Origin of the sequence: Hyphomonas sp. GM-8P (assembly GCF_003263315.1) — a bacterium.
In the GTDB taxonomy this organism is placed as follows: Bacteria; Pseudomonadota; Alphaproteobacteria; order Caulobacterales; family Hyphomonadaceae; genus Hyphomonas.
The window spans coordinates 38,599-64,849 of the sequence record NZ_AWFE01000083.1; the positions used below are offsets into that span (position 1 = coordinate 38,599).

General features: G+C 62.4%; 22 protein-coding genes and 1 tRNA gene. 9 read left to right on the plus strand and 14 right to left on the minus strand.

The window, feature by feature from the left end:
- Positions 1-29 precede the first annotated feature (29 nt).
- Complete coding sequence (locus HY26_RS12870) at positions 30-2,357, minus strand: TonB-dependent receptor (protein ID WP_034766660.1); 2,328 nt, start codon at positions 2,355-2,357, stop codon at positions 30-32.
- Positions 2,358-2,738: 381 nt separating this feature from the next.
- Here HY26_RS12870 and HY26_RS12875 point away from each other — a divergent pair, with 381 nt between their 5' ends.
- Positions 2,739-5,633, plus strand: a complete 2,895-nt coding sequence (locus tag HY26_RS12875; RefSeq protein WP_034766661.1) for a TonB-dependent receptor domain-containing protein — start codon at positions 2,739-2,741, stop codon at positions 5,631-5,633.
- A 73-nt stretch (positions 5,634-5,706) separates the two neighbouring features.
- On the opposite strand, the gene HY26_RS12880 is transcribed toward HY26_RS12875, so the two are convergent.
- Positions 5,707-6,663, minus strand: a complete 957-nt coding sequence (locus tag HY26_RS12880) for an alpha/beta hydrolase (protein ID WP_034767016.1) — start codon at positions 6,661-6,663, stop codon at positions 5,707-5,709.
- Positions 6,664-6,727: 64 nt separating this feature from the next.
- Between HY26_RS12880 and HY26_RS12885 the strand changes: the two genes are divergently transcribed.
- The gene (locus tag HY26_RS12885; RefSeq protein WP_034766662.1) at positions 6,728-7,375 is read left to right on the plus strand and encodes a 2-hydroxychromene-2-carboxylate isomerase; all 648 of its coding nucleotides are present in this window, start codon (positions 6,728-6,730) and stop codon (positions 7,373-7,375) included.
- Positions 7,376-7,379: 4 nt separating this feature from the next.
- Here the strand turns inward: HY26_RS12885 and HY26_RS12890 are convergent, their stop codons facing one another.
- From HY26_RS12890 to cysQ, 4 genes are all read right to left on the minus strand, one after another.
- Positions 7,380-8,270, minus strand: coding sequence for a hypothetical protein (locus HY26_RS12890; protein WP_034766663.1), 891 nt, complete (start codon positions 8,268-8,270; stop codon positions 7,380-7,382).
- An 82-nt stretch (positions 8,271-8,352) separates the two neighbouring features.
- The gene (locus HY26_RS12895) at positions 8,353-10,212 is read right to left on the minus strand and encodes an AMP-binding protein (protein WP_034766664.1); all 1,860 of its coding nucleotides are present in this window, start codon (positions 10,210-10,212) and stop codon (positions 8,353-8,355) included.
- A 147-nt stretch (positions 10,213-10,359) separates the two neighbouring features.
- Positions 10,360-11,700 (minus strand): phosphoglucosamine mutase, encoded by a 1,341-nt coding sequence (glmM, locus tag HY26_RS12900; protein ID WP_034766666.1) that lies wholly within the window; start codon positions 11,698-11,700, stop codon positions 10,360-10,362.
- A gap of 72 nt (positions 11,701-11,772) precedes the next feature.
- The gene (gene cysQ / locus HY26_RS12905) at positions 11,773-12,561 is read right to left on the minus strand and encodes a 3'(2'),5'-bisphosphate nucleotidase CysQ (protein WP_034766667.1); all 789 of its coding nucleotides are present in this window, start codon (positions 12,559-12,561) and stop codon (positions 11,773-11,775) included.
- A gap of 134 nt (positions 12,562-12,695) precedes the next feature.
- Here cysQ and HY26_RS12910 point away from each other — a divergent pair, with 134 nt between their 5' ends.
- Positions 12,696-14,318 (plus strand): caspase domain-containing protein, encoded by a 1,623-nt coding sequence (locus tag HY26_RS12910; protein WP_081813111.1) that lies wholly within the window; start codon positions 12,696-12,698, stop codon positions 14,316-14,318.
- Positions 14,319-14,321: 3 nt separating this feature from the next.
- Here the strand turns inward: HY26_RS12910 and HY26_RS12915 are convergent, their stop codons facing one another.
- The 6 genes from HY26_RS12915 to HY26_RS12940 all read right to left on the minus strand — a co-directional run bounded on the left by HY26_RS12915 (position 14,322) and on the right by HY26_RS12940 (position 19,820).
- On the minus strand, positions 14,322-15,206 hold the full coding sequence (locus HY26_RS12915) for an FKBP-type peptidyl-prolyl cis-trans isomerase (protein ID WP_051600021.1): 885 nt from the start codon (positions 15,204-15,206) through the stop codon (positions 14,322-14,324).
- A gap of 95 nt (positions 15,207-15,301) precedes the next feature.
- Positions 15,302-16,528 carry a threonine ammonia-lyase gene (locus HY26_RS12920; RefSeq protein ID WP_034766670.1) on the minus strand — a complete coding sequence of 409 codons (1,227 nt, stop codon included), beginning with the start codon at positions 16,526-16,528 and terminating at the stop codon, positions 15,302-15,304.
- Positions 16,529-16,660: 132 nt separating this feature from the next.
- The gene (locus HY26_RS12925) at positions 16,661-17,062 is read right to left on the minus strand and encodes a VOC family protein (RefSeq protein WP_034766671.1); all 402 of its coding nucleotides are present in this window, start codon (positions 17,060-17,062) and stop codon (positions 16,661-16,663) included.
- Positions 17,063-17,127: 65 nt separating this feature from the next.
- Positions 17,128-18,174, minus strand: coding sequence for an SO2930 family diheme c-type cytochrome (locus HY26_RS12930; RefSeq protein WP_034766673.1), 1,047 nt, complete (start codon positions 18,172-18,174; stop codon positions 17,128-17,130).
- A 2-nt stretch (positions 18,175-18,176) separates the two neighbouring features.
- Entirely contained in the window at positions 18,177-19,430 is a 1,254-nt protein-coding gene (locus HY26_RS12935) for a parallel beta-helix domain-containing protein (protein WP_034766674.1), read from the minus strand.
- A 150-nt stretch (positions 19,431-19,580) separates the two neighbouring features.
- Positions 19,581-19,820, minus strand: coding sequence for a DUF1150 family protein (locus HY26_RS12940; protein WP_034766675.1), 240 nt, complete (start codon positions 19,818-19,820; stop codon positions 19,581-19,583).
- Positions 19,821-20,048: 228 nt separating this feature from the next.
- On the opposite strand from HY26_RS12940, the gene HY26_RS12945 reads away from it, so the two are divergent.
- Positions 20,049-20,699, plus strand: coding sequence for a LysE family translocator (locus HY26_RS12945; RefSeq protein ID WP_034766677.1), 651 nt, complete (start codon positions 20,049-20,051; stop codon positions 20,697-20,699).
- Between the two features lie 27 nt (positions 20,700-20,726).
- Here the strand turns inward: HY26_RS12945 and HY26_RS12950 are convergent.
- A tRNA-Ala gene (locus tag HY26_RS12950) sits at positions 20,727-20,802 on the minus strand.
- A gap of 47 nt (positions 20,803-20,849) precedes the next feature.
- Positions 20,850-21,365, minus strand: a complete 516-nt coding sequence (locus tag HY26_RS12955) for an FYDLN acid domain-containing protein (protein WP_034766678.1) — start codon at positions 21,363-21,365, stop codon at positions 20,850-20,852.
- A gap of 113 nt (positions 21,366-21,478) precedes the next feature.
- Between HY26_RS12955 and aroA the strand changes: the two genes are divergently transcribed.
- From aroA to cmk, 5 genes are all read left to right on the plus strand, one after another.
- Positions 21,479-22,801, plus strand: a complete 1,323-nt coding sequence (aroA, locus tag HY26_RS12960) for a 3-phosphoshikimate 1-carboxyvinyltransferase (RefSeq protein ID WP_034766679.1) — start codon at positions 21,479-21,481, stop codon at positions 22,799-22,801.
- The gene (locus tag HY26_RS12965; protein WP_051600023.1) at positions 22,801-23,307 is read left to right on the plus strand and encodes a macro domain-containing protein; all 507 of its coding nucleotides are present in this window, start codon (positions 22,801-22,803) and stop codon (positions 23,305-23,307) included. Before aroA ends, HY26_RS12965 begins: the two co-directional genes overlap by 1 nt.
- A 55-nt stretch (positions 23,308-23,362) precedes the next feature.
- On the plus strand, positions 23,363-24,445 hold the full coding sequence (locus tag HY26_RS12970) for an NADH:flavin oxidoreductase (protein ID WP_034766681.1): 1,083 nt from the start codon (positions 23,363-23,365) through the stop codon (positions 24,443-24,445).
- A 41-nt stretch (positions 24,446-24,486) separates the two neighbouring features.
- Positions 24,487-25,269 carry an SDR family NAD(P)-dependent oxidoreductase gene (locus HY26_RS12975; RefSeq protein WP_034766682.1) on the plus strand — a complete coding sequence of 261 codons (783 nt, stop codon included), beginning with the start codon at positions 24,487-24,489 and terminating at the stop codon, positions 25,267-25,269.
- Positions 25,270-25,477: 208 nt separating this feature from the next.
- Complete coding sequence (gene cmk, locus HY26_RS12980) at positions 25,478-26,116, plus strand: (d)CMP kinase (protein WP_034766684.1); 639 nt, start codon at positions 25,478-25,480, stop codon at positions 26,114-26,116.
- The last annotated feature ends 135 nt before the right edge of the window (positions 26,117-26,251 follow it).

Sequence of the window (26,251 nt, forward strand, 5' to 3'; positions counted from 1 at the left end):
CCCCTCTCGAAAAAGCGTTTCCAGGAAGCCTAGTGCTTCATGGTGATTTCGAAGCCGATGCGGCGGCCCGGAATCAGCGGCGACAGCGTGCCGGCGCCCGGATAGTAGGCGTACGGCGTGTTCACACCCGTCGACAGGTTCGAGCTGCCCGGCACCAGAGCCGAGACGTTTCCGCCGAACGGCAGCTGCGTGTCGTTGCCAGCGGTGACTTCGTCCAGCAGGTTCTTGCCGAACAGAGCCACGGACAGGCCTTCATACGGCGTGTTCCAGGTCAGGTTCGCATCGACCATGTCAGCCGCGTTCATCCAGCCCCAGTTGTTGTCCGTGAAGGCGTTCTTGTCGCGATGCTGGAAGTTGGCGCGCGCAACGAGCGTACCTTTATCGCCCAGGTCGTGGTCATAGATGAACCCGAAGCCATAGGTGGTTTCCGGCACACGCGGCAGATCGAGGGCCAGGTCGCGACCGTTGATCAGGCCGTCGCTGGAGATGTCGTACCAGACGTCGGTATAGTCCGCATCGATCACGCCGACATTGGCGGTCAGCAGCAGGTTGTCGAGCACGGCATAGCGGCCTTCCGCTTCAAAGCCGAGGATCTCGGCATCTGCCGTGTTCAGGATGACCTGAGACACACCGGAAGACGGCGACGGTAGGTTCAGCTCGCGCTGCATGTCCGAGATGTCGTTGAAGAACACAGCCGCATTGAACTGGCCGCGGCCGTCTTCGGTCTGGTGCTTGAAGCCGATTTCATAGCTGTCGACGTTCTCTTCGTCGGTCGCAGCGTCGAGGTTCGGGTTCGGGAAGATCGACAGGAAGAGGGCCGGATCGGTGATACGGAAGTTGTAGCCGCCCGAACGCACACCGTTCGTGTAGTGGGCGTAGACTTGCGACGTATCGTCCAGCTCATACTTGAAGCCGATTTTCGGCGACCAGTTGCTCCAGTCATCCTTGTTGGAGAAGCCGTTCGGCTCACCCGGGACGAACGGGTTGGTGCCCGTCGTCGGACAGGTTGCATCCACAACCGAACACGCAGGACGCGGACGGATGTAGGTGATGTCCGCATCTTTTTCTTCATAGCCATAACGCAGGCCGAAGATGGCCGTCAGACGATCGGTGACAGCATAGTCCACCTGGCCGAAGAGACCGTAGACATTGTGGTCCTGGCCACCGCCACCATAGAAAGTCGCAGCGCTCAGCGTCGGCAGGGAGCGGATCTCGGTGTAGCGGACTTCCTGGGTGAAGTAGAAGCCGCCGACCGTCACTTCAGCCTTGCCGAAAGTACCGGCATAGCGAAGCTCTTCGGAGAACTGCTCCTGCGAGGATTCCGAACCGGAATGGAACAGTGTCAGCGGGGTCGAATCGATGTCGCCCGATGTTTCGCCGTTCACATCACGATAGCCGATGATGTTGGTGATGCGGCCATTGCCGAAGTCGACATCGATGTCGGTCCGCAGCGTGGCGAATGTGGCTTCGCTGTCCTGCAGGCCCGGATTGTTGATCGAGAAGTCGAACGAGTCGCGGTCGAACAGGCCGCGGTTCTGGGCCACAGGGCCGTCACCGCGGGTGTCGAAGCGCTCGACCTTGCCGAGGACAGTGATGTCGTCGGTCGGCATCCACTCCAGGGCACCGCGAACGATGGACGTCTGGGCTTCGCCCTGATTGTCGCCGTTATAAAGGTTCTCGAAGTAGCCGGCGTCGGAGTTGTAGTAGACACCGAGCTTACCGTTGAGCTTGCCTTCGATCAGCGGGCCGGACACGGTCGCCTGAAGGGTGGAGTTTGGGCCGCCACGGCCGTCATCGATCGGCGTCTCAACGCTCGCGCGGGCTTTCCAGCGGAACTCGTCAGTCGGGTTGCCGGTGTTGATCAGGACAGCACCGCCCGTCGTGTTGCGGCCGAACAGGATGCCTTGCGGGCCACGCAGGATCTCAACGCTGTCGAGATCGAACAGGTCCAGCACGACGCCGCTGTTGGTGCCGAGATACACACCATCGACGAAGACGCCGACCGTCGGGTCAATGGACGGAATCGACGAGTTGATGCCGAGGCCGCGGATGGAGAAGTTGGCAACGCCGCGCGACGTGCCGACATCCGTCAGGTTCACGTTCGGGGTCGAGTAGCTGAGCGAGCCGAGGTCGCGCACGTTCAGCGCGTCCAGCGTATCGGAATTGAAGGCCGTCACGGCCACCGGAACGTCCTGGACGTTCTCGACATTGGCTTTCTTGGTTGCCGTGACAGTGACGGTGCCGAGCACCTTGTCGATCGCGGATTCGCGTTCGGTTGTGGTTTCCTGAGCGTGTGCTGCAGACGTCAGAAAAAAGACCGCAGAAGCGGTCGCAAGCAAGCTGTGCTTGAGCGCCATAGTTTCCTCGTTTTGAGTTCAAGTTGATCTGGGAGAAATATTCGGACCCGTTCTCGTGCGGGCTATTTCCAACGTAACAGCGACACCTGAAGCATTCACAGTAGTCTCACAGTCGCACCCGAATATTTTGGCCGAGTGTTACAATAGAGCCACAATTCCCAAATTTTGGGCACCGGAGTGCCCGTTAGTTGCGCAATACGGACACCAAATACGCGAGTGACAACGTTGTTTTAGGGCAATTATTTCGCGGCCGCCCGCTCTTCTGCTGCGCCGCACAATATTTTTTCCTGTTCGAGAGGTCTTAGGTCTGCCTATCCTGCCCCTGCGTGAGAGCAAATCCGGACGCTCAGATCCGGTGCCTCGCACAAACGGAGGAAACAAATGAGACAATCAATTCGGCTGCTGGCGGGTGCGTCAGCGGCATCATTGCTTCTAGCCCTGCCAGCCATCGCTCAGGAAGAAGACGGCTCGGAACTTCGCCAGTCCAAAGTGACGGTGACGGGTTCCCTTATTCAGGGCACCCCGGAAGACGCGGCCCTGCCCGTCGACGTTCTGACCGCGGGCGACCTGAAGCTGGAAGGCAACCCATCGATTACTGAGCTGATCCGGAACCTCGGCGTTTCGTCGGGTGTGGATGGCCAGACCAACCAGTTCTCGTCGAACGGCTTGGAAGGCACTTCGAACATCAACCTTCGCGGCCTTGGACCGGGCCGTACGCTCGTGCTACTCAACGGCCGGCGTCAGGTTTTCCACCCCTACTCCGTCGGTGAGCAGGCACAACTCTTCGTCGATACGAACATGATCCCATCCGCCGCAATCGGCCGGATCGAAGTGCTGAAAGACGGCGCTGCGGCTGTCTACGGTTCCGACGCCATTGCAGGTGTGGTTAACTTCATCACGCGTGATGATCTGGAAGGCTTGGAAGTCGGCGGCTCCTATTCACAGTTTGATGGGTCCGACGGCGACTATGAACTGTCTGCTGCCTATGGTCTCCAAGGCGGTGACTGGAACTGGGTGACTTCGATTGGTTACCAGAAGCGCTCCGAAGTGGCCCTAAACGAAAAAGACTGGGCGATCCGGACCTGGGAGGATAACCCGGTCGGTGGCTGGTCGTCTCTGTCCAATCCGGGCCGCTATGTTGCGCTCGGCGCCACTGGCGTCATCGGAGCACTGAATACAGAGGCTGGCTGCGACGATGTCGGCGGTTTCGTGAACCCCTATGTTCTGAATCGCTGCTACTTCCAGTTCACACAGTACGACAATCTTGTCGAGGAGGAAGAGCGCTACCAGGTCTATTCCGAATATAACCGGACCTTCGGCAATGGCGTGGATATGCACCTAGAGGGCATGTACGGCTATTCGGATGTTCCGACTTGGAAAACCTCCCCATCCTATCCGCCGCAGGAACTTGCTACGCAGGTTGTGCCTGTTACCAGCCCGGGCTTCCAGCAGTATATCGCTGACAATCCGACCGACTTCCCGTCGGGCACGCTTGCAGCGCTGTTCATCGGACGATCTTTCGGCTGGGGCGGCTTCCCTGGCACCGGCTACAGTTCCCAGGAAGGCTTCCGCACGTATGAGACCTACCGTCTCTCCGGTGACCTGTCCGGCCAGTTCAAGAATGGTGTAAACTGGGATACCGCGCTGACCTGGCACAAGACTGAGGGCGAGCGGATCACCAACGACACTTACATTCTCGGCTTCACCGCCGCGCTGAATGGCTATGGTGTCTGTACAGATCCTGCCACCGGCTACGATCCAGCGACCGGAACACAACCGTGGGCAGCTGGCTACACCGGCAGCCTGTCGGCGGGTGCAGGTGGGTGTGAATGGTACAATCCGTTCTCAAACGGCATTCCGGCGAACGGCGTAACCGGCGCCGCCAACCCGACCTATGTCCCGAGCCTGGAAAACAGCGCAACGCTGGCCAACTGGCTGACTGAAGGCGTTGGAACTGTCGTGACGTCCGACCTCATGGTCTTCGATGCGGCGCTCAGCGGCGAAAGCAACGTCCAGGCACAAGGCGGTGCAGTAGGTTACGCCCTTGGCGTCCAGGTCCGCCGCGAAGGCTTCAAGGTTGATCCGAACTCGTTCACTGACCTGACCGTCAGCCCCGGGCCTGGTGGCACTGGTCCGTTCTCTTTCCTTGCGGGTACTACGCCTGCGGATGAAGACCAGACCATCTATGCCGTCTTCGGCGAACTCCAGATTCCGCTATATGACGACGTGAACGTTCAGGTCGCCATGCGCTATGAGGATTATGGCGGCGATGTCGGCTCAACTTTCGACCCAAAAGTTGCTGCCAAATGGCAAGCCACCGACAACCTCGCCCTGCGCGGTTCGGCTCAGACCTCCTTCAAAGGTCCGACGCTCAACCAGCTGACCGGTGTCGGCACGACACTTCAGTTTGTTGCGCCAGCTTCAGCCTTCAAGGCGATTGACCAGTTCGGCAACGCTGCCCTGAAGCCGGAATCGGCCTTCTCCTTCAACCTCGGCGCCCTCTATGAACAGGGCGGCTTCAATGCATCGGTCGATTACTACAATTTCGACTTCTCCGATCCGATCATCGTTGAAGACCAGGCTTCGATCGTGAACGCAGCCATTGCGGCTGTTACAGCGAACGATACCGAAAACCCGATCCTGTCCCGCATCACGTTTGAAGGAGATGATCCGTTAGGTTACAGCACGGCACCCGGGGACAACATCGCCCGTGTCCGCACAAATGTGACCAACGGACCGGACATCAAGACATCCGGTGTCGATCTGCGGGCCCAGAATGAGTGGAACCTTTCCGACGGAATGGACTTCACCATCGGCGGCGAAGCCACTTATATCATTGAGTATGATGTGGCCGACTTCGATATCGAGGGTGTGAGCATCCCGGGCGGGGACCGTGTTGGCCAGTTTAACCGGTCGAACTTCTCCCGCTCCCTGCCGCAATGGAAAGGCAACCTGTTCGCTAATCTGGCAATGGGTGACCACAACTTCCGCGGCGTGATCCGTCACATCGACTCTTATGACGATGAGCGCGGGACACCAAATCTGCAGGGTGCCTTTACGGGTGGCCCGTCGAAGATCGACAGCATGACGACGCTGGACCTGTTCTATAACTGGGAAGCGCCTTATGGCTTCGATTTTGGCCTCAGCGTTGTGAACGTGACGGACGAAGACCCGCCGCTGGCCTATTTCGACGTCAGCTACGACCCGTACACCCACAACCCGTTCGGGCGGACGTTCAAGATCAGCTTGAAGAAAAAGTTCGGACCCGGAGAGTAATTCTCTCCTGAAAGCCGACACAACTGGGCGGTCCTTCGGGACTGCCCTTTTTCTTTGTTTGCGCGGAAAAGTGTCAGATGGCGCCGAGCGCCCGTCCGGTCACCTGCCCCGCATCGCGGATGGCGATCCGGATCGTATCCGACAGGGCTGTCAGGTTCATGAAGCCGTGCACCATGCCAGGATATTCCCGCACCGTCACCGGCACGCCGAAACTGGCCATCTTGTCGGCATAGGCGAGACCTTCATCGTGCAGCGGGTCCCAGCCGCACAGAACGAAATGCGCTGGCGGCAGGCCGCGGAAGCAGTCTTCCGGGGCAAACAATGGCGAGACGCGGATATCCATCCGGTCTTCCGGCGTGGCGAGATAGGCATCGCGGAAAAATTCGAACAGATTTGCTGAGATGAAAAAGCCGCTTTCATTGAACGGCATCTTCTTTGTACGGATATCTGCAAATTGGACCAGCGGATAGAGCAGCAGCTGGAAAGCCGGCGCAGGCCCGCCCGTCCGGTTCATCTCCTGGGCCAGAAAAGCAGAGAGATTGCCGCCCGCACTGTCGCCGGATACGGCCAGACGTTCCGGGTCGAGCCCCAGCATGTCGGCATGGTCCTGCACCCAGTGCCAGACGTTCAGCGCATCCTCATGCGCAGCGGGAAATTTGTGCTCCGGCGCCAGGCGGTAGTCGATGGAGACGACCCGGCACCGGGCCCCTTCCGCCAACCGCTTGCAGAGCATGTCATGGCTTTCCAGGTCTCCGATCACGAAGCCGCCGCCATGGAAGAAGAGAATGCCCGGCCTCGGCGCGATGCCCGCGCCGAGCGGAGTGTAGACACGGGCTTTCACCTTCCCTTCCCCGGACGGCACCATCATGTGGGATATGTCCGCCATTTCCGGGGCGTCTTTCTCGATCGCTTGGCTGGCCACGTAGAACTGGCGGCGCAGCCGGTCGGCCGTGACTTGCCAGTCCAGACCCTTGAGGTCGGGCATGGTGAACCGGTCGAGAAACTGGCGGAGGGTCTGGTCGAGTGTCATGGCGGGCAAGATGGTATCGAAATTGGTTCTTGTGAAGGCGGCACGAAGGCGGCAAACTATTGGCATGAGAACTGTCGATGTCTTCTGGTCGTTCCGCTCGCCATATTCCTATCTGGCAACGAAGCGCCTCCGCGCCCTCCCCTCAAAGTGGGATGTGCGTGTTCGCCCGCGTCCGGTCTATCCGATTGCGATTCGCACGCCCCATTTCTTCGAGGAAGTTCGTCCCCAATGGGTGCCTTACCTGCTGCGCGATTTCGTCAGGAACGCGCAGTATCTGGGCCTGCCCATCGGACCGTTGAACCCGGATCCCGTGGTCATGAACATGATGACACGCGAGATCTCGCCCGAGCAGCCCTATATCGGCCGGCTCACCCGGCTCGGCATCCTCGCCTGCGAGAAAGGCGACGAAGAAGGCTGGGCCTTCATGGACGAGGTCTCCACCCTGATCTGGTCCGGCGGCGCCTGGACCGAGGGCGCGGCCATGAAGGAGGCGGCCGCCCGCGCCGGCTTCGATCTCGATGAGATGGATGCCCGCCAGGAAGCCGAGAAAGACCGGCTGGAGGCCGTCATCGCCGAAAACCAGGCCGAACAGGACCCGCATCATTGGGGCGTGCCGCTCATGGTGTTCGAAGGCGAGGCCTTTTTCGGCCAGGACCGGATCGACCTGCTGGAATGGCGCCTCGGCGAAGCGGGCGTCGCCCGCAAGGACTGACGCCTCAGAAGCCGACGCCGGTCCGGAAGGCCGACGCGCCGTTTTCTTCCAATTGCCGGGCCCCTTCTGCAAGAAGGCGGCCTTTGGTTTCCTGCGGCAGGGTTTTCGCTGCCGTCACCGCCGTTGCGCCGAGATTGCAGACATTCACGCCCTTCAGGGCCTTCTTTGCATCCTCGCCGGATTGTAGCGACACTATGATGGGCAGCACATCCGGATCGGCCATGATGGACATGACCATGCCTTGCAGGGCGGCCTCGTCGGCGCGAGTCATCTCTCCGCGTGTCACCGGATGTTCGCGCGCATCCTCGATGGCAACCATCAGGCCAGTCATCACGTCATAGGAATAGTCCCTGAGCGGGGCCTTGAACGCCGCCATCGACTGCTCGAAGTCGGCCGGCTGCCTGAACTCCATGTCGGCAAGATCGGAATACCGGCTTGCATCGCACCATTTGCTGCGTTTGCGCGACGCGGTGCGCAGGCGGTCACGCGTCATGTCCAGAATGTCGTCGAGGTGTTTCGTATCAGCGTTCGCCAGGTCACCGGCATGGTCACGCAACACGGTCTCGGCATGGGCCATGACAAGCGTGGTGACCGCTTCGTCATCCAGCTTGCCCGCGCTGGAGATTTTGCCGGAAAGCGCCATCTGGGCCTCTGGGTCCACCTTGCCGAGGGCGATAAAATACGCCTCGGCTGCTTCACCTGGCAGGTTTGGCATGTTGATCGTGACCGACGATACCCGGTCACCAAGCGGCGTGTCCTTGCCCGCAGCCTTGTGCGGCAGGCTGAGCACGGCGAAGAACGCGCCGCACACGACAACGAGAGTTACTAATGCGAACAGCGCATTCTGCTGGCCGGACGCAGACGCAGTGTTTGCCTTGCGCGCGTCGAAGGTCATGATCTCTCCCCACGAAAATCCGAGAAGAGTGCTACCGAGAAAAGCCTTCCAACGACTTAAGCGTGCAGACTTTCTACCCTCCTCAGAGCGAGATGACGCCCTGCCCTGGCGGATTGGCGAACAATGCCGCGACCAGATCTGCCCGGCGGGCCTGCACGAGGCGCTGGTTCACATAGCCCTTGTCCGTGATTTCACCTGCATCGACGCTCGGCGGTTCGGTCATGATCATGACCCGGCGGATCCGGCGGGATGAGCCCGGCTCACCCGCATTGAAGGCAGCGGTTTTCTTCGCCAGCCGCTCGGTCAGTACACCGAAGGCCGCCATCAGGTCGCCATTGTTCTCCTTGACCAGCTGCTCCATCCCAGCCGGGGACGGCCAGACGAGCGCACCGATCACATCCTTGTCCTGCCCGCAGATCACGGCATCGAAGATCAGCGGTGAACAGGCCGCCACATAGTCCGGACGCAGCGTCCCGACGCTGACCCAGGTGCCCGAGGAAAGCTTGAAGTCCTCCCCGACCCGGCCGTCAAAGATCAGGCCCTTGTTCGGGTCTTCCTCGTCGACGAACTTCACCGCATCGCCGAGGCAGTAATAACCTTCCTCGTCGAACACTTCGGCATTCTTCTTCGGATCATTGTGATAGCCGGGCATGACCGACGGGCCTTTGACCCGCACTTCCAGCTTGTCGCCGTTCGGCACCAGCTTCAGTTCCGATCCTGGCAGCGGCAGGCCGATCAGACCCACGCGCTCAGCCTCCCAGTGCACCACGGTGATGCCCTGCGTTTCGGTCGCGCCATACATGGTAATGATCGGAATGCGTTTGCCGGTCGCCTTGATCGCCAGCGCCTGCAGGCGGTCGTAGAGATCGTCCGACAGGGTCGCCCCGCCATAGCCGATGGAGCGCATGTTCTTGAAGAACGCCATCAGCAGGTCATCATCGGCTTCCATCGCCTCGGCCAGCATGGCGAGCGCAATTGGCGCCGTGCCGAACACGGACGGCGAGCATTCGCGCACATTGCGGATCGTCTCATGGAACAGGGCCGGCGTCGGCTTGCCGCCATCGATCCAGAAAGTCGAGCCGTTCCACAGCGCGCCATTGAAGTTCACATTGGAGCCGGAGATGTGGTTCCAGGGCAGCCAGTCGAGAAGGTTTTCGACCGCGTCCGGATCATGGTCGGGATCACGGGACATATCGCGCAAGCCCTCTTGCCCCGCGATCATGGAGCACATCGCGCCCTGTGTCGTCGGCACCGGCTTCGGCATGCCGGTCGAACCGGAAGTGAAGAGATACTTTCCAATGCTGGCATCGGTCAGCTGGTCGCGGGCTTCGCGCACGGCCGCTGTCGGCTGGGTCGTCGCCAGTTCGTCATAGGACAGGACCGTATTGTCCCCGCCCGCATCAGCGGAGAAGACCTTGCAGTCATCGCACGCCAGCGCCGCAATCGCGTTCTTGAACGGCTCCAGCGTCTCGACGAAGATCACTCTGGGGTTCACGGCATTGAAGCAGTGCTTCAGCTTTTCGAAATCAGTGGACATGGTGGAGTATGGCACCGAGATCGGCGCGGCCGGTGCGCCAATTTTCTGTGCAGCAAGGATCACCATGGCCGACCGGATCGAGTTCCCGGACAGGATCATCACCGGCGCATCAGGCCCTGCCCCCATGTTGAGGAAAGCCTGCGCGAGGCCGTCCGTGATGCGGGCCGCCTCGCCATAGGTGACGGTCACCCATTCATCGGTTTCAGGGTCACGCTCTTTCAGGAACGGGCGGTCAGGATGTTCAGCGGCGCGCTCGTCCAGACAATGCGGAATGGTCCGCGGGCGCAGACCCGGTGCCTGGCGGGCGGAAATGTAACGGACCCCACCCGGCGCGGTGCGCATCTCGACATCGGGTGTCTTCTGCGGCAGCGGGCGGAAAGGCGGCAGCTCGGTCGCATCGGCCATGCGGTGTTTCTCCCAGAACCTGTTATCGTTTCGCCAGATGATAGGCGATCAGGTCGGAGAGGCAATTCGTTCCCCAACGAAAGGCGGGAGGGTGTGACCGAGGGGCAATCCCCCGCGTCAATGGAGGGGCGTCAATCAGTGCGTTAATCAGGCTTCGGCCTCGACGGCCTCCACCACATCGTCCAGCGCCCGTTTCATCATGGCTTCTTCCAGCGCTTCGGCCATGACCCGAATCAGCGGTTCAGTGCCTGATTTGCGGACAACCAGCCGCCCCTTCTCCCCCATCTCCGCTTCCGCCCGGGCGATGGCAGACTTCACCCGCTCGGTTTCCAGCGGGTTGGTCCCCGCATAGCGGATATTGACCAGTTCCTGCGGAGCAGGCTCGAATACCCGTCCGACTACGGATGCCTTCTTCCCGGTCCGTGCCAGAACTTTCAGCACCTGCAGCGCTGCCAGCAGACCGTCCCCCGTGGTCGAAACATCCGACAGAATAATGTGACCGGACTGTTCGCCGCCGAGATTGAAGCCGTGCGCGCGCATGTGCTCGCCGACATATCGGTCGCCCACCTTGGTGCGTGCGAGTGTCAGGCCAAGGCCTTTCAGATACTCCGCCAGCCCCATATTCGACATGACGGTCGCCACCATGCCGCCGCCCTTGAGGCGCCCGGTGTGGAACAATTCGGTCGCGATCAGCGCCATCACCTGGTCGCCATCGAGTTCCTCGCCCAGCTCGTCGATTACGATCAACCGGTCGGCATCGCCGTCGAAGGCGATCCCGATATCGGCCTTGCTGTCCAGCACGGCTTTCGTCAGGGCCTTTGTGTCCGTCGAACCGACCCCGGCATTGATGTTCACCCCATCGGGCGACACACCCATGACGGTGACGTTACAGCCGAGCTTCCGCAGCGCGTCGGGCCCTGCCCGGTAGGCCGCACCATTCGCACAATCCAGCACGACGTTCAGCTTTGAAAAGTCTGCTTCCGCCTCAACCGCTTCCAGGCATCGATCGACATAGCGGCGCACGCCCTCTTCCATCTGGCGGGGCTTTGCCACTTCCGTCGGAGCCGCATAGCTGCCTTCGAAGGCGTCGAACATCTCGGTCTCGAGCTTTTCCTCAACCTCGTCAGTGAACTTCACGCCCTCCGGCGAGAACAGCTTCAGGCCATTGTCCTGGAACTTGTTGTGCGAGGCGGTCACCATCACGCCGAAGGCCGCGCCGGTTTCCCGCGTCAGCAGGGCCACCGCCGGGGTCGGAACGACGCCGACGCAGACCGACGTCAGGCCCATGCTGCTGAGCCCAGCCACGATGGCCGCTTCGAGCATCTCGCCGGAACGGCGCGTGTCCCGGCCAATGATCACATCCCGTCCGCCGTCAGGCGCAAAGGTGCGCGCCGCAGCGATGGACAGGCGCAGCGCCGTCTCAACGGTCATGGGCTTCTGGTTTACGCGGCCGCGGATTCCATCCGTGCCGAAGAACTGACGTGCCATGGTGATACTCCCTGACAGAACAGGTCGCAGGAAAAGCTGGAGAAAACGATACCGGATCGTGGCAGGACTATGTCAGACCGGGGACACGCCGCCATACACAATAAAATACGGATTATCATAGCCGCGTTCGCGCTTGCCATAGAGGAGCGGCGCGCCTTCCTCCGTCAGCACGCGGCCGCCCGCCGCCTCCACGACTGCCTGCCCGGCCGCAGTGTCCCATTCCATCGTCCGACCCATGCGGGGATAGAGATCCGCCTCGCCCGCGGCGATCAGGCAGAATTTCAGGGACGAGCCTGCTCCCTTGATGTCAGCGACGGTGTATTTTTCCAGATAGGCATCGGTTTCCGGCGTGCGGTGGGATTTCGAAGCCACCGCGGTAACGCCCGCCTCCGGCACCTTTCTAATGCGCAGCGGGGTGCGCTCGGCCGGCACGTCTGCGCCCGGCGCCGCCTCGGCCTGCCAGGCGGAATTGTAGGCGTCCGCCACGAAGAGACGCGACAGGGCCGGCGCGTAAACAACGCCCATGACCGGTCGGCCGTGCTCGATAATGGCGATGTTCACCGTGAACTCGCCATTCTTGTTGATGAATTCCTTGGTCCCATCCAGCGGGTCGACCAGGGCGAACCGGGCCCCATGTTCCGGCATCTGTCCGGCGGCCATGGCCTCTTCGGCAATGACTTTCAGGTCCGGATCGGCCTCGGCCAGCGCCTTCAGGATCAGCGCCTCGGCTTTTTCGTCGGCCAGAGTGACCGGAGAGTCGTCGCCCTTCCGGTTGAAATCGAAATCCCCTTCATAGATCTCCATGATCAGTTTGCCCGCATCCAGTGCGATGCGCGCCAGCGTGTCACCCGTAATCGCCAAACCTGTTCTCCTGATAGAAATCCGGCGCCCTTCCTGTCAGCCCCGTCTGCGATAGGCAAGCCCGCAGCGGCGACATTGACTGGCGCGCGCCTCTACGAGACGATTAACCCTCGTGAGATGAGTGGAGTGGGAACATGATTTCACGCCGGCACATGCTCTTGCTTGGAGGCGCCGCCGCGATGCCCTGGCCCGGCCGGGCGCAAGGCACCCGCAAACCGCGCCACGCGCTGGTCATCGGCAACGCGGCCTATTCCGAGGGCATCGGGACGCTGGCCAATCCGGTCCGGGACGCTCACCTTGTGGCCGAAGGCATCATCGAGTGCGGTTTCTCGCTGGTGACGGGCGATGTGGTGAAGGATGCCGGCCGGTCGGAAATGATGTCGGCCTTCCGTGACTTTGTGGATGCGATGCAGGCCAGCGGGCCGGAGGCGACCGGCTTTGTCTACTATTCCGGCCATGGCGCCGCCCGTGAGGGCGAGGGCAATTTCCTGATCCCGGTCGAGGATGCCGCGGTGCTGGACGAAGCGCTGTGGGATGATTCCGTCTCGCTGGACTGGGTGATGGGCAAACTGACGGACTGCCCTGGCCCGACTGTCCTCTCCATCGATGCCTGCCGCAATGTACTGAAGCTGCCGGAAGCCGAACGCGCGCTTGGCGGCGGGGAATCCTTCCGGGGCCTGCGTCGCACTGCCGGCAGCGCGGAAGAACGCAACATGTTCATCTCCTTCGCCACATGGGAGGGCGAAACGGCCAGCGACGGGCGTGCCGATGACAATAACGGCCCCTATGCAAAGGCGCTCGGCACCCGGCTGCTGGAGCCCGCCGTGACCGTGCGCGACATGTTCGAGAATGTCCGCCTCGACGTGCTGGAAATGACCCTGCAGCGGCAGGAGCCGATGAATTTGTCGCGCCTGCAGCGCCGGTCCAGTGACATCAAGATTGGTTCGTGGAGCCGTGCGCCGGGCGCGCCCAGGTCGCCGGTCAGCCAGAACCCGCTGCGCGTCGCGCTCGTCTTCTCCAATGACTATGCCGGAAGCGGAGACTACACTCTGCCGAACACACATGCGGACGGTGTGAAAGTTGCCAGCGCTCTCGGCGAGAGCGGCTATGCGGTGCACCATATCCGGAATGCAGACCTTGAGGGCTTCCAGAACGGACTCACCATGCTGCAGAACGCGCTGAACGCTGCCGGCCCTGCCAGCGTCGGCGTTGTCTATTTCGCCGGATACGGAGCTTCCCTGTTTGGGGAAGACAATTACCTGATCCCGAACGGTCCCCTGCCCCGCAACGAAAGCGAAGTGGTCGAGCGGGGCGCAAAGCTGCAGGACGCGGTCGAATTCCTGGAAGCGTCGAAAGCGCAGGCCGTCATCCTGATGGTCGATTGCGGGCGCAAGTACGACTCGCCCATGGAAACCAAGGGGCTGGAGCCCGGCTTTGCAGACTATACCTCAGACGCCAATGTCGTGATCGCCTATGCCGACGAGCCCGGCACCACAAGGCCGGATGCAACCGGACCCTCCATCTTCGCCGACGCGTTCGCCAGCCGCATCCTGTCGCCCGACCGGATCGACATCAACAAGGTGATGCTGCAGGTCAGCGGCGACGTGATCGCCGCCACCGCCAGCCAGCAGCAGCCCTGGTTCCAGACTTCCGTCCGCCTGCCCATCTTCTTCCGGGCAGATGTGGAGGAGCCGGCGCCGTACCTGCCGCCGATGATGGTGGAAGACTCCCCACCAATCGACCCCGACCCTCTCTGAGGATCAGTTCAGCACGTCTGCCAGTTCAACCTCGAAGACGAGATCGGAATCCGGCGGGATCGGGCCGCCCGGCGTGCCTTTCTTGCCATAGGCGAGGTCTGACGGGATGTAGAGCAGCCAGCGGTCGCCGGGTTTCATCATGGAAAGCGCCTCGACCCAGCCGCGGATCAGGCGGTTGGACGGGAAGACTTCCGGCGCGCCGCGCTGGAAGGCGCTGTCGAACATTTCGCCTGTCTCGGCGAGACGGCCTTCATAATAGACGACGACTTCCTGCCCGTTCACCGGGCTGGCGCCGCCTTCGTCCCCGCTGGCCAGAACAACATATTCGAGGCCGGAGCCGGTCTTCTTCACGTCCGGTGCTTCATGGTCCCACGGCGTGTACTTTTCCCAGGCGGCGGTATCGACGGATTTCGGCTCCATCAGGTCCACCAGGTCGACCAGGAAGACGAGGTCGTCGCCGGCCTTGATCACCGCGCCCCGGTCCGAATTGCCATAAGCCAGCTTGTTCGGGACGTAGAACAGGTACTGGTCACCCTCGTGCATCTTCTGCAGGCCGATGGTCCAGCCGGGGATCACCTGGTTCAGGCGGAACATGGCCGGCTGGCCGCGATCGAAAGAGGAGTCGAACTTGTCGCCATTTGCCGTGCGGCCTTCATAGTTCACGCGTACCAGGTCGCTGACGCCGGGGCTCGCGCCCTTGCTGTCCCCTTCCCGGATCACGATCCATTGCAGGCCGGACTCGTCGGTCTGGACGCCCTTGGCATCGGGGTTCCATGGCAGGTGCTGTTCGAACACGGTGTCGACATCGGTCGGTGCCTTGCTGCCACCACTACAGGCAGCAATCAGGGCAAAGGCCGCACTGGCGGCAACAGCGAGGATGCGCTTCATCTGGAGGCTCCGTTCAGGCTTTCAGTTTGGATCCGGGTCTAGGCCGCTTCCGGGGCGAAGTCACCCGCCCCGGCCAGCCTCTAACATTACAGATGTCACATGCTGCGCGGCGGGTAGCCGGCCAGGGTTAACGCCTCGACCACTTCCTGCGTGTGCTGGCTGTCGCGGGTCTCGATCAGGATGTCGAACTCAGCGCCCTTGGCCGGCACGTCCAGCGCGATACGATTGTGCGCAACTTCCATGATATTGGCCCCGGCATCACCGATGATCTTGGAGACCAGCGCCAGGAGGCCAGGCCGGTCGTCGCCGATGATACGGATGCGGGCCAGCCGGTTCTCGCGCACCAGCGCCCGGGTCAGCACAGAAGCGAGCAGCCGTGTGTCGATATTGCCGCCGCACAGAACGACCCCGACCTTGTGGCCGCTGAAGCGTGCCGGATGGGCCAACAGCGCGGCAAGCCCTGCGGCGCCTGCGCCTTCGGCAATGGTCTTCTCGACCTCGACATAAAGCGTGATCGCACGCTCAAGGTGCGCTTCTTCAACGAGGACGATATCGTCCACCAGCTGGCGGGCGATCTCCAGCGGCATCCGGCCGACATCCTTGACGGCGATGCCCTCGGCGATGGTCGAGCCGCCGACATGAACAGGCTCACCGGCGAGTTCCTGCTTCATCGCCGGATACATCGCGGCCTCGACGCCAATGACGCTGATCTCCGGATTGAGCCCGCGGGCCGCCACGGCAGACCCGGCGACCAGGCCGCCGCCGCCGATCGGGATGACCAGCATGTCGAGGTCCGGCTTGTCCTCCAGCATTTCCAGCGCGACCGTGCCCTGCCCCGCGATGATGTGCGGGTCGTCGAACGGGTGGATGAAGGTCAGCCCTTCGCGCTGTTGCACATTATAGGCTTCGGCCTTGGCCTCATCGAAGTTCAGGCCCTTCAGCAGGACGCGGCAGCCGTGCGACCGGGTCTGCTCGACCTTCGTGAAGGGCGTGGTTTCCGGCATGACAATGGTTGCCGGGATGCCGAGGCGCTTGGCGTGATAGGCCACGCCCTGGCTGTGATTGCCGGCAGAGGCCGCGATGACGCCGACCTTCTTCTGCTCATCGGACAGGGACGACAGCCGGTTCAGCGCGCCACGCTCCTTGAAGGCGGCGGTATACTGGTGGTTCTCGAACTTCACCCACACTTCCGCGCCGGTGATATCCGACAGCGTGCGCGAATGCCGGAACGGCGTCCGTTCGACCTGGCCTGCAATAATCATTGCAGCGGCTTTCACATCATCCAGTGTGACGGGAAGGCTTGGGCGCTGCGTATCGGCCATGGTTTCAGGTCCTCGGGGTTAAAGCGCGCGCACCCTATGCCTGAGGGGGTAGAAGAGCAAGCGGGATGGGTAGTTCAGGGACATCGCGCCAGTTCGCCCGAGGGAGCGGTTATCAGGAAGCAGTCTTGCCGCTCAGGTCCCGAAAAAATTCAGTTCGATGAGCACGCCGTTCGGCTCCATGAAGAAAATCTGCTTCAGGTTCACCGATGGAATGTCATTCAGCTTGTAATCGACACCGTGCCTTTCCAGCCGCTCCCTGAACGCGTCATGGCCGCTGCAATTGAGCGCGATATGATGGATTGCACCCGTCGTAGGACCGGCCTGCGTTTCCCGAACATATGCCTGCGGTGCTTGCTTGGAGTTGATGTGGAAAATGGCGCGGTCATTGACATCGTAGAGCCACTGATAATGTTCAGGCGGTAGCGGCGGCGGTGCATCCCGCACATCGAGGTCGAACACATCGACCAGAAAGCCGATCGTGCCCTTCATGTCGTCCGTGATGATGTTGACGTGATCCAGCGCGTTGATCTGCATCGCTCATTCCTCCTCCGTGCCTCAGCCACTATGCACGAATTCTGCGGAATGTCCGCAGGCGATCCCTACTCCTCCATCCCCGCGATCCACTTGTTGATCAGGTCGATGCCCACCGGATCAGGCAAGGTCCGCCCTAGTTCGGGCATGGCGATGCCGGGTTCGGTGGAGGCCATGCGGAAGGCGAGGATCGATTCCTCAGGGTGCCCCGGATCGATGACATAGCGCCGGTCGCCGGAGCCTCGTCCCGCCGCCGTCGGATGCTTCTTCAGGCCAAGACGCGTCGGCGAGGTTTCTTCCAGCGTCAGCCACAGGCCGGAATTCGAGGCCGAGCCGTCGGGCTTGTGGCAATGGCCGCAATTGATGTCGAGATAGCCGCGCGCCCGCGCGTCCAGCGGCAGGCTCGCATCCACGGCTGAGGGCGACGCCTTCATGCCCAGCGGAACGCCGTCCAGAATGCCTGCCGCGACCCAGTCAGACAGCTGGTCCACACCGGCCGGGCCCGGATGATCCAAATTGCGCAGCTTTGGTCCGATGGGCCGGATCGCATCACCTGACTGGTGGCAGGTCTTGCACTGGTTCTTGTTCGGCACTTCGTAATGGATTTCCAGCGGCGCGCCCGCCGGACTGATCGTCTGAATCGTGCGCCGGGCGCCGATGGGCGCGTACTTCGCCTCCGTGCCGGCCTCGTTCCAGACATAGGGAAACGCCGCCCAGCCATCCGCCTTGTGGATGATCACCCGTGTCTCGACCTTGTAGGCGCCGTCTTCCGGGCTGCGCATGTCCGGCGCAAAGGCGAACGTCTTGATCAGCGCCGTGCCAACCGGATAGTCCGGAAGGCCCGCGCCCGCTTCTTTCGCCATCTCGCCCGGGGGCACATAAATGAAACGGTGCTTGGCCGCGTCATCGGAGAAGAGCGGATTGATCAGGTCATAGGCCTTCACGCGCTCCGCCGGAATGTTGCCGCCCGCGTCCTCAAAAAATCCGTAGGCGGATAGCAGCGGCGCAGGCTTGTCCGCCAGCACCGCCTCAAGGCTTGGCTCCGAAGGTGTTGCTGCTTGCCCTGCCCCGCAGGCGGCGAGGATCAGGCAAGCGGACAGCAAACCAGGCCGCATGGTTACTTCTGGTCCTGCGGCAGGGCGACGGGCTCACGCTCCGGCACCGGCGTGGAGGCCGGGCGGTCCGTGCTGGGCTGCATCTTCGCCGGGTCGACCGGGTATTCGCCGAGGCCGATATTGATGAAGCCAACCTCCGGCGCCTCGGCGATAACAAGGTTCACGGTCTGGTCTTCCCCGCCATCCCAGCGCGTGACGCCATCGGTCATGATCGCTGGCAGCTGACCGCCGATGGCCGCCGCGATCGGCGCCAGCATGCCCTGCGGATCGTCCAGCCCGCCTTCATACGTGTTGCCGGTGATGGTGATGTCGTTCAGCAGCGGATTATAGTTTTCGTCCGTGAACGGTTCTGTATAGGCCGTCAGCATGACATGGACGCTGCGATTGTCCTTGAACCGGTTGCCGGTGACATAGACATCCGAGTTCGCCATCACGATCAGGCCCGTGCCGCTCGGCACACCCGCCACGATGTTGCCGACGGGGGCGAAGTTCACCGTATTGTTTTCGACGATGTCATTGTCATAGACACGGGTAGAATGCCCGCCCATGACGGGCAGGTCCGGCAGGTCAAAAACGAGGATGCCGCCCGCATTGTGGCGCGCGATATTTCCGTACACGTCCGCATAGGAGGAGTTCTCGATCTCGATCCCGGCAACATTGTATTCGGCGACCGAGTCCCGGACGATAATGTTCTGCGACTGGCCGACATAGATGCCGGCATCGGAGGCGCCGCGCACGGTGCAGTTCTGCACCAGCACGTCGGTCGACTCGACCGGGTAGATGCCATAGGCGCCGTTCGTCTCATCCGGCTCGCCGGACCATTCGACTGTCAGGTACTGATAGGTGATCCTGTCGGAATCCTTGGATTTGATGCCGTCGCCCTTGGTGTCGCGGATGCCAAAATCTGTCAGCACGACATCGTCGGCGGTCACCAGCAGGCCCTCGCCCGCGCCGGTCTGGCCGGCAAAGTCGAGGATCGTCTTGCCCTGCCCGGCGCCGGCCAGCGTCACGTCATCCACGTCCAGCGACAGGCCGGTGGTGAACTCGAAGGTCCCTTCCGGCATGACGATGGTCTGACCAGGCTCGGCTTCGATCAGGGCGAGCTGGAGATTTTCGGCAAAGTCGCCTTCTGCCGAGACATGCACGACACCCTCTTCTGCGGGCGCGGCAGTCTCCGGCGCAGGAGCCTCTTTTTTGGAACAGGCGGCTGGCGCCAGGATTGCGGCAGCGGCCACTGCCAGAATGATGGGTCTCATGCCCTTTGTCCTCCCCGGGTCTTAGTTGACGCCAGTGTCAACTTCCGTGGCGGAAATAGCAAGAGCCGCAAAGGAAAGCCCCGCCGGCATCTCTGCGGGCGGGGTATTCATGGTCCATACACGGTCTATATATGGTGTTCTACATGGTCCTCAGTGCACGCTGACCGGGGTCAGGTCGTGCAGCCGGGCAGCGGCAAATGCCGCGTCTCGGCCTTCCACGATGGCCAGTTGCTGGCCGTCGGCAGAGGACACAATGAACAGGTCTTCCGGCCGACCAATCCCTTCAAGGGCATTGGCGGGCACGAGGTCCTGCACTTCGTCTGCACCCAGGTGGCGAATGTAGACGATGGGTTCCGCATCGAAGCGGGGTGTGTTTTCGTCGTTCAACATGTCGGCACTCCTTTCCGTCGTACGACAGATACGGCGAACATGAGGTCCCTTAGGAGGGCACCTTTGGGCACCTTTCGTTCACATTAAAGGTGGGGTTCAATTGTGGCGCTTCAAGTGCCACGATGCGGTGACTTCAAGGCGCATAATCACGGAAAAGTGCTGTCTCTTTTCGCCCTGATATGCTGTGTCTGTTGCACAACGCACTCCACAGCAAGCTTGAGCCCAGACATGCCCGCCGAGATCTTCAGCCTCTACCTGCCGAACTTGTTACTGATCCTGTCCGTTTTCATCGTCGGGGCAGCAAGCCCCGGCCCGGCCACGCTGATGATCATGAACGTCGCCGCCCGCGAAGGCCGGGCAGCGGGCGTGATGCTCTCGCTGGGAATAGTGACCGGATCTGTCTTCTGGGCCTGCGTGGCTGCGCTCGGTTTCGTCGCGGCGCTCAAGACCTCGGTCCTGTTCTTCACGGCGATGAAAATGGCGGGCGGGCTCTACCTGCTGTTCCTGGCATTCAAGGCGTTCCGGTCAGCCAGCCGCAAGACGCCTGCTGATGTACCTGAAGCGGCGCCCATGCCGGTTTCACACGGCACGCAATACCTGCGCGGCCTGCTGCTGCACCTGACCAATCCGAAGGCGCCGCTTGTCTGGATGGCGACCCTGTCCGTCGGCGCGGCATCCACGGCCCCGCCGGCCTTCCTGTTCACGGCCGTGACCGTATGTGCCGTCGCCGGGACGGCCGTGTTTGTCGGCTATGCCTGCCTGTTCTCGACGCGGTCAGCGGTGGCCGCTTATCGCCGGATGCGGCGGCCGTTCGACCTGGTCATCGGCACGCTTTTCGGCGCAGCCGGACTCAAGCTGCTGACGCTGAAATCAGCGTAGGAAAGGGCTGAATTTTCCGGAAGGAAATGGTGGAGCCAAGGGGAGTCGAACCCCTGACCTCTTGCATGCCATGCAAGCGCTCTCCCAACTGAGCTATGGCCCCGGACCGGGAAGAGCGGGGTTTATCCCCCCCTCTTCCGGCTTTCAAGTCTATTTCTCATCTTCCTCGTCATCATCGAGGGTGAGATCGTCGTCATCGTCGGCATCGTCGTCGATTTCGAAATCGTCGTCGTCGTCATCAGGCAGGATGATGTCGTCATCATCATCATCGTCAACGCCGTCTTCGGTGAAGCCGGCCGGGACTTTCTTGCCGGACTCGTCGTCTTCCTCTTCGTCGCTGCCTTCGAGGATCACTTCGTCGTCGTCGCCGAGTTCCTTGGCTTCTTCCTCGTCGTCGCCTTCATCCTCGTCGTCGGAATCGTCGTCGTCGCGGGCGGCCGTGGCCTTCTCGTCTTCCTCGTCGTCATCCTCGTCATCGTCCTCGGCCTTGACCGCAGCGCGGGCAGCCTTGGCCTTCACCTTGGTGATGGTGGTGCGGATGACCTCGTCTTCCGGATCGAATTCCTCACCGCATTTCGGGCACACGGCCGGGCGTTTGTTGAGGTCGTAGAAACGGGCTTCGCAGGATGGGCAAACCTGTTTGGTTCCAAGCTTGTCTTTCGACACGGGCGACACGCCTCCTCGTTGGATTTCTGGATTTTGATCTGGGCGGCGCTTGCCATGAACGTCGCGCGCTGTCAAAGCCCCAATTCACGCAAAAATTCAGCTCGGAATTCTTCATGGTCTGGACCAGCCGTCCCGTCAAATCCCTTAAAGGCGCCGTCCGGGCCCCCGGGGACAAATCCTGCAGCCACCGCGCGCTGATTTTCGGGGGCCTCGCAGAGGGCACCAGTCACTTCACAGGCATGCTGGAAGGCGATGATGTTTTGCGCACCGGGGCGGCCATGTCGGCCCTCGGCGCGGAGGTGAAGCGCCTTGGCGGCGGGGCCTGGGAAGTGACAGGCGTTGGGGCGAAAGGCCTCTGCTCTCCGGCAGGCATCCTCGACTTCGGAAACTCCGGCACGGGCTCGCGCCTGATGATGGGCGTCATGGCGGGGCACGACCTCACCGCGGAACTGACCGGCGACAAGAGTCTCTGCTCCCGCCCGATGAACCGCATCCTGACGCCGCTGCGCCAGATGGGCCTGACCGACACGGCCGGACCGGACGGGCGCCTGCCTTTCTCGCTGACCGGCTCGAAAGACCTGCAGGCGATCACCTACGCCCCGCCGCAGGCCTCCGCGCAGGTGAAGTCCGCCGTGCTACTGGCAGGCCTTTCAGCGAACGGCACGACCGTGGTGGAAGAGGCCAAACCGACCCGCGACCATACCGAGCGCATGCTGCGCGGCTTTGGCGTCGAGGTCGGCGTGGACCGCAAGCCGGGCGAACCCACCCGCATCTCGGTACGCGGCGGCCAGACGCTGCGTGCCATCGAAGCTGCGATTCCGGGCGACCCCTCCTCTGCCGCCTTCCTCGTGGCTGCGGGCATCCTCTCCCCCGCCAGCGACGTCCAGGTCGATGGCGTCATGTCGAACCCGACCCGGTCCGGCTTCTATGATGTTGCAAATCTGATGGGCGCGCATCTCGGTGCCGAAGAAGCCGGTGAAGCCGCAGGCGAACGCCAGATCAACATCGCGTCGGGCTATGCCCACCTCAAAGGCATTCACGTGCCGGAACGCTATGTCGCTGCCATGATCGACGAATTCCCGATCCTCGCTGTTCTCGCCGCTTTTGCCGAAGGCGAGACCATCGTCTCAGGCGCGGAAGAACTGCGCGTGAAGGAGTCGGACCGCATCGATGCCACCGTCGCCATGCTGCGCGCCAATGGCGTCGAGGCGGAAGGGACGCCGGACGGCTTCATCGTGCAGGGCTGCGCCGGCAAAGTGCCCGGCGGCGGCCTCGTCCGGACCCATCACGACCATCGCATCGCCATGAGCGCCCTCATCATGGGCACCGCCGCGCAGAACCCCGTGCGCGTCGACGACATCTCCATGATCGATACATCGTATCCGGACTTCCTGGCCCATATGGCGACGCTTGGCGCGGATATCGCCGACGTCTGATGCCCCGTCTCGTCCTCTATCCAGGCAGCCTGCTCGACATAGAGACCGACGTCATCGTCAATGCCGCCAATTCCAGCCTGATGGGCGGTGGAGGCGTGGACGGCGCGATCCACCGCGCCGCAGGCCCCGCGCTGAAAGAGGCCTGCCGGCCGCTCGCCCCCTGCCCGCCGGGTGAGGTGCGCGTGACCGAAGGCTTCGGCCTCGCCCCGCGCCTGATTTTCCACACGGTCGGCCCGGTCTGGCATGGCGGTCAGAATGGTGAGGCGGACATTCTGGCGAACTGCTACCGCAATTGCCTGACAGAACTTGCGAACCGCGGCCTCAGCCGGATCGTCTTCCCGGCCATCTCGACCGGGGCCTATGGCTATCCGCCCGCGCAGGCCGCCCACATCGCCGTCACCATCTGCGCGCGCCACCCGATGGCCCGCGATGCCGACATCGTCTTTGCCGTGATCGACCAACAAAACCGGGCCGCAATCGGCGCCGCTTTGAACGCGATCCGGTAATCCCCTGCCCCGACGGCAAAATTGACGTCTCCGCTGCCCGCGCCAAAGTGTGGGCATGATAAGTCTTTTCGATCCCCTGACCCTCGCCCATGGCCCGGCCATGAAGAACCGCTTCATGCTGGCGCCGCTCACCAACCTGCAGAGCCATTCCGACGGCACACTCAGTGACGACGAGTTCCGCTGGCTGACCTATCGCGCCGAAGGCGGCTTCGGCCTGACCATGACCTGCGCGGCGCATGTGCAGGCCATCGGCCAGGGCTTTCCCGGCCAGCTCGGCATTTTCGATGACAAGCATCTGCCGGGCCTCTCGCGCCTTGCCGAGGCGCTCAACAAGACCGGCACGCATTCGGTCGTCCAGCTGCACCATGCGGGCATGCGCTCACCCGCCGAACTGCTCGGCGAAGCCCCCGTCTGCCCGTCCGATAATGAAGAATTCGGCGCGCGCGCCATGACAGGCGACGAGGTGAAAGAAGCCTTCGACGCCTTCGTCACCGCGGCCAAACGCGCCGAGAAAGCCGGTTTCCACGGCGTGGAACTGCACGGCGCACATGGCTACCTGATCTGCCAGTTCATCAGCGGTGAGGTGAACCTTCGCGATGACGAGTGGGGCGGCTCCTACGAGAACCGCGTGAAATTTCTGACCGACATGATCGATGCGGTACGCAGCGAGTGCGGCAAGGACTTCTCCCTCGGCGTGCGCCTGTCGCCGGAGCGCTTCGGCATGGACCTCTCCGAGATCCGCCGCCTTGCCGGCGAGGTGATGACAGGCGGCAAGGTCGACTATCTCGACATGTCCCTCTGGGACACTTTCAAGGAACCGCAGGACGAGGCCTATAAAGGCAAGCGTCTGGTCGACTGTTTCACGGACCTGCCGCGCGGCGATTGCCGCCTCGGTGCAGCGGGCAAGCTGACCACAGGCGCGGCCTGCAAGGACGCGATGGAAGCGGGGCTCGACTTCGTCGTCGTCGGGCGCGGCGCCATCCTGCATCATGACTTCCCGGAAAAGCTGAAGGCCGATCCGGACTTCACGCCTATCGCCCTGCCCGTGCCGGAAGCGCACCTTCGCGCCGAAGGGCTGGGCGACGCCTTCCTGACTTACATGAAGACGTGGAAGGGCTTCGTCGCCGAAGACGCCTGACACAAACGCTGACGCAAGAAAGAATAAATCGGAGGAACATCATGCAGATTACGAACGATACCGCCGCCGTTGTGACGGGCGGCGCCTCGGGCCTCGGCCAGGCCACCGCCCGCGCGCTCGCCAAGGCGGGCGCCAAGGTCGCCATTTTCGACATCAATGAAGAAGCCGGCGAAGCCACCGCCAAGGAAATCGGCGGCATCTTCTGCAATGTGAACATCATGGACGAAGACTCCTGCGTGGCCGGATTCGAAAAGGCCCGCGCTGCAAACGGCCAGGAACGCATCACCGTCCACTGCGCCATGGCGGCCAAGGGCGGCAAGACGCTGTCCTGGGACAAGGAAAATGCCCGCTACAAGCGCCTCCCCACGGAAGACTATGCCTTTGGTGCGCAGGGCGTGCTTGTCGCGTCCTATCGGATCGCGTCGCTCTCGGCGCTGGGTATGTCCACCCTGCCGGAGCTGGAAGACGGCGAACGCGGCTGCATCACGCTGACGGCCTCCGTCGCTGCGCAGGACGGCCAGATCGGCCAGGTCGTCTACGGCTCCTGCAAGGCAGGCGTGAACGGCCTCGTCCTGCCCATGGCGCGTGACCTGATGGACATCGGCATCCGCGTGAACTCGATCATGCCGGGCATCTTCGCAACGCCGCTGATGCTGCGCGCACCGGACAAGGTGCTGAACAGCCTCGCCGCTTCGGTGCCCTTCCCCAAGCGCCTCGGCAAGCCGGAGGAATATGCGTCCCTCGCCATGGAGCTGGCCCGGAACACCTATTTCAACGGCCAGTGCATCCGCCTCGACGGCGCTATCCGCATGGCGCCTCGATAATGAATTGCTCGGTGCCGTTCGCGGGCTGAAGCCCGCGGCACCTGCGCCTGCGCGTCGCTTGTGGTGGTGACCAATCTCACGAGCAACGCGAAGGCGCAGCGGCCCCGAACCGGAGGCGAGGGAACAGCCGCGAGCAGCAAGGCCGGAGGCCGCGCAGCTACAAACCCCAGCTTGACTTCGCCCGCGCCTTCACCCACTCCCCGCGGCCATGATTATTGCGATCGACGGCACGACGGCGTCCGGCAAGGGCACGATCTCGAAACGGCTGGCAGGCCACTACGGCCTGCCGCACATGGATACCGGCCGGCTCTACCGGGCGACGGCCGTTGCGGCGCTCAAGAAAGGCGTCGCGCTGGACGATGAACCGCGCCTCGCAGAGGTCGCGGCCTCCCTTGATCTTAATGATTTCGAAGAAGCCGAGCTTCGCACCGCCGAGGCTGGCAAGGCCGCCTCCGTGGTCAGCGCCCTGCCCCGGGTGCGCCAGGCCCTCTACGAGCTGCAGCGCGCGTTCGCCCTGCAGGATGGCGGCGCGCTCCTCGATGGCCGCGATATTGGCACCGTCATCGCCCCGGATGCCGACGTGAAACTCTGGGTCGACGCCGATGTCGAACAACGCGGCTACCGGCGCTGGCGTGAACTTCTCGGCTTTGGCGAGGAGGTTTCCCTCGAACAGGTGATCCAGCAGCTGCGCGAACGCGACCAGCGTGACCAGAATCGCAAGGATGCCCCGGCCGCCATGGCAGCAGATGCGGTCTTGATCGATACCACTGACCTAACTATAGAAGCCGCAGTGGAAAAGGCGCTGGCAGCCGTTGAGGCCGTCCTCGCCCGTGGAAACCGCACCTGAAGGGGCTTTCTCCTGTAAATGCAGGGGGCCTCAAATCCAAACAGGCTGCACCACTGAAGATTTAAAGAGACCACGCTCTCGGGTCGATCCAGCAGGCCGCAATGGTGCGCGCCTGCCTTGAACCGTTCGCCCCGC

Excerpts from the sequence above, each read along its gene's own strand:
- HY26_RS12870 (WP_034766660.1), bottom strand. The coding sequence starts at position 2,357 with ATGGCGCTCAAGCACAGCTTGCTTGCGACCGCTTCTGCGGTCTTTTTT.
- HY26_RS12875 (WP_034766661.1), top strand. The coding sequence starts at position 2,739 with ATGAGACAATCAATTCGGCTGCTGGCGGGTGCGTCAGCGGCATCATTG.
- HY26_RS12880 (WP_034767016.1), bottom strand. The coding sequence starts at position 6,663 with ATGACACTCGACCAGACCCTCCGCCAGTTTCTCGACCGGTTCACCATG.
- HY26_RS12885 (WP_034766662.1), top strand. The coding sequence starts at position 6,728 with ATGAGAACTGTCGATGTCTTCTGGTCGTTCCGCTCGCCATATTCCTAT.
- HY26_RS12890 (WP_034766663.1), bottom strand. The coding sequence starts at position 8,270 with ATGACCTTCGACGCGCGCAAGGCAAACACTGCGTCTGCGTCCGGCCAG.
- HY26_RS12895 (WP_034766664.1), bottom strand. The coding sequence starts at position 10,212 with ATGGCCGATGCGACCGAGCTGCCGCCTTTCCGCCCGCTGCCGCAGAAG.
- glmM (WP_034766666.1), bottom strand. The coding sequence starts at position 11,700 with ATGGCACGTCAGTTCTTCGGCACGGATGGAATCCGCGGCCGCGTAAAC.
- HY26_RS12910 (WP_081813111.1), top strand. The coding sequence starts at position 12,696 with ATGATTTCACGCCGGCACATGCTCTTGCTTGGAGGCGCCGCCGCGATG.
- HY26_RS12915 (WP_051600021.1), bottom strand. The coding sequence starts at position 15,206 with ATGAAGCGCATCCTCGCTGTTGCCGCCAGTGCGGCCTTTGCCCTGATT.
- HY26_RS12920 (WP_034766670.1), bottom strand. The coding sequence starts at position 16,528 with ATGGCCGATACGCAGCGCCCAAGCCTTCCCGTCACACTGGATGATGTG.
- HY26_RS12925 (WP_034766671.1), bottom strand. The coding sequence starts at position 17,062 with ATGCAGATCAACGCGCTGGATCACGTCAACATCATCACGGACGACATG.
- HY26_RS12930 (WP_034766673.1), bottom strand. The coding sequence starts at position 18,174 with ATGCGGCCTGGTTTGCTGTCCGCTTGCCTGATCCTCGCCGCCTGCGGG.
- HY26_RS12935 (WP_034766674.1), bottom strand. The coding sequence starts at position 19,430 with ATGAGACCCATCATTCTGGCAGTGGCCGCTGCCGCAATCCTGGCGCCA.
- HY26_RS12940 (WP_034766675.1), bottom strand. The coding sequence starts at position 19,820 with ATGTTGAACGACGAAAACACACCCCGCTTCGATGCGGAACCCATCGTC.
- HY26_RS12945 (WP_034766677.1), top strand. The coding sequence starts at position 20,049 with ATGCCCGCCGAGATCTTCAGCCTCTACCTGCCGAACTTGTTACTGATC.
- aroA (WP_034766679.1), top strand. The coding sequence starts at position 21,479 with ATGGTCTGGACCAGCCGTCCCGTCAAATCCCTTAAAGGCGCCGTCCGG.
- HY26_RS12965 (WP_051600023.1), top strand. The coding sequence starts at position 22,801 with ATGCCCCGTCTCGTCCTCTATCCAGGCAGCCTGCTCGACATAGAGACC.
- HY26_RS12970 (WP_034766681.1), top strand. The coding sequence starts at position 23,363 with ATGATAAGTCTTTTCGATCCCCTGACCCTCGCCCATGGCCCGGCCATG.
- HY26_RS12975 (WP_034766682.1), top strand. The coding sequence starts at position 24,487 with ATGCAGATTACGAACGATACCGCCGCCGTTGTGACGGGCGGCGCCTCG.
- cmk (WP_034766684.1), top strand. The coding sequence starts at position 25,478 with ATGATTATTGCGATCGACGGCACGACGGCGTCCGGCAAGGGCACGATC.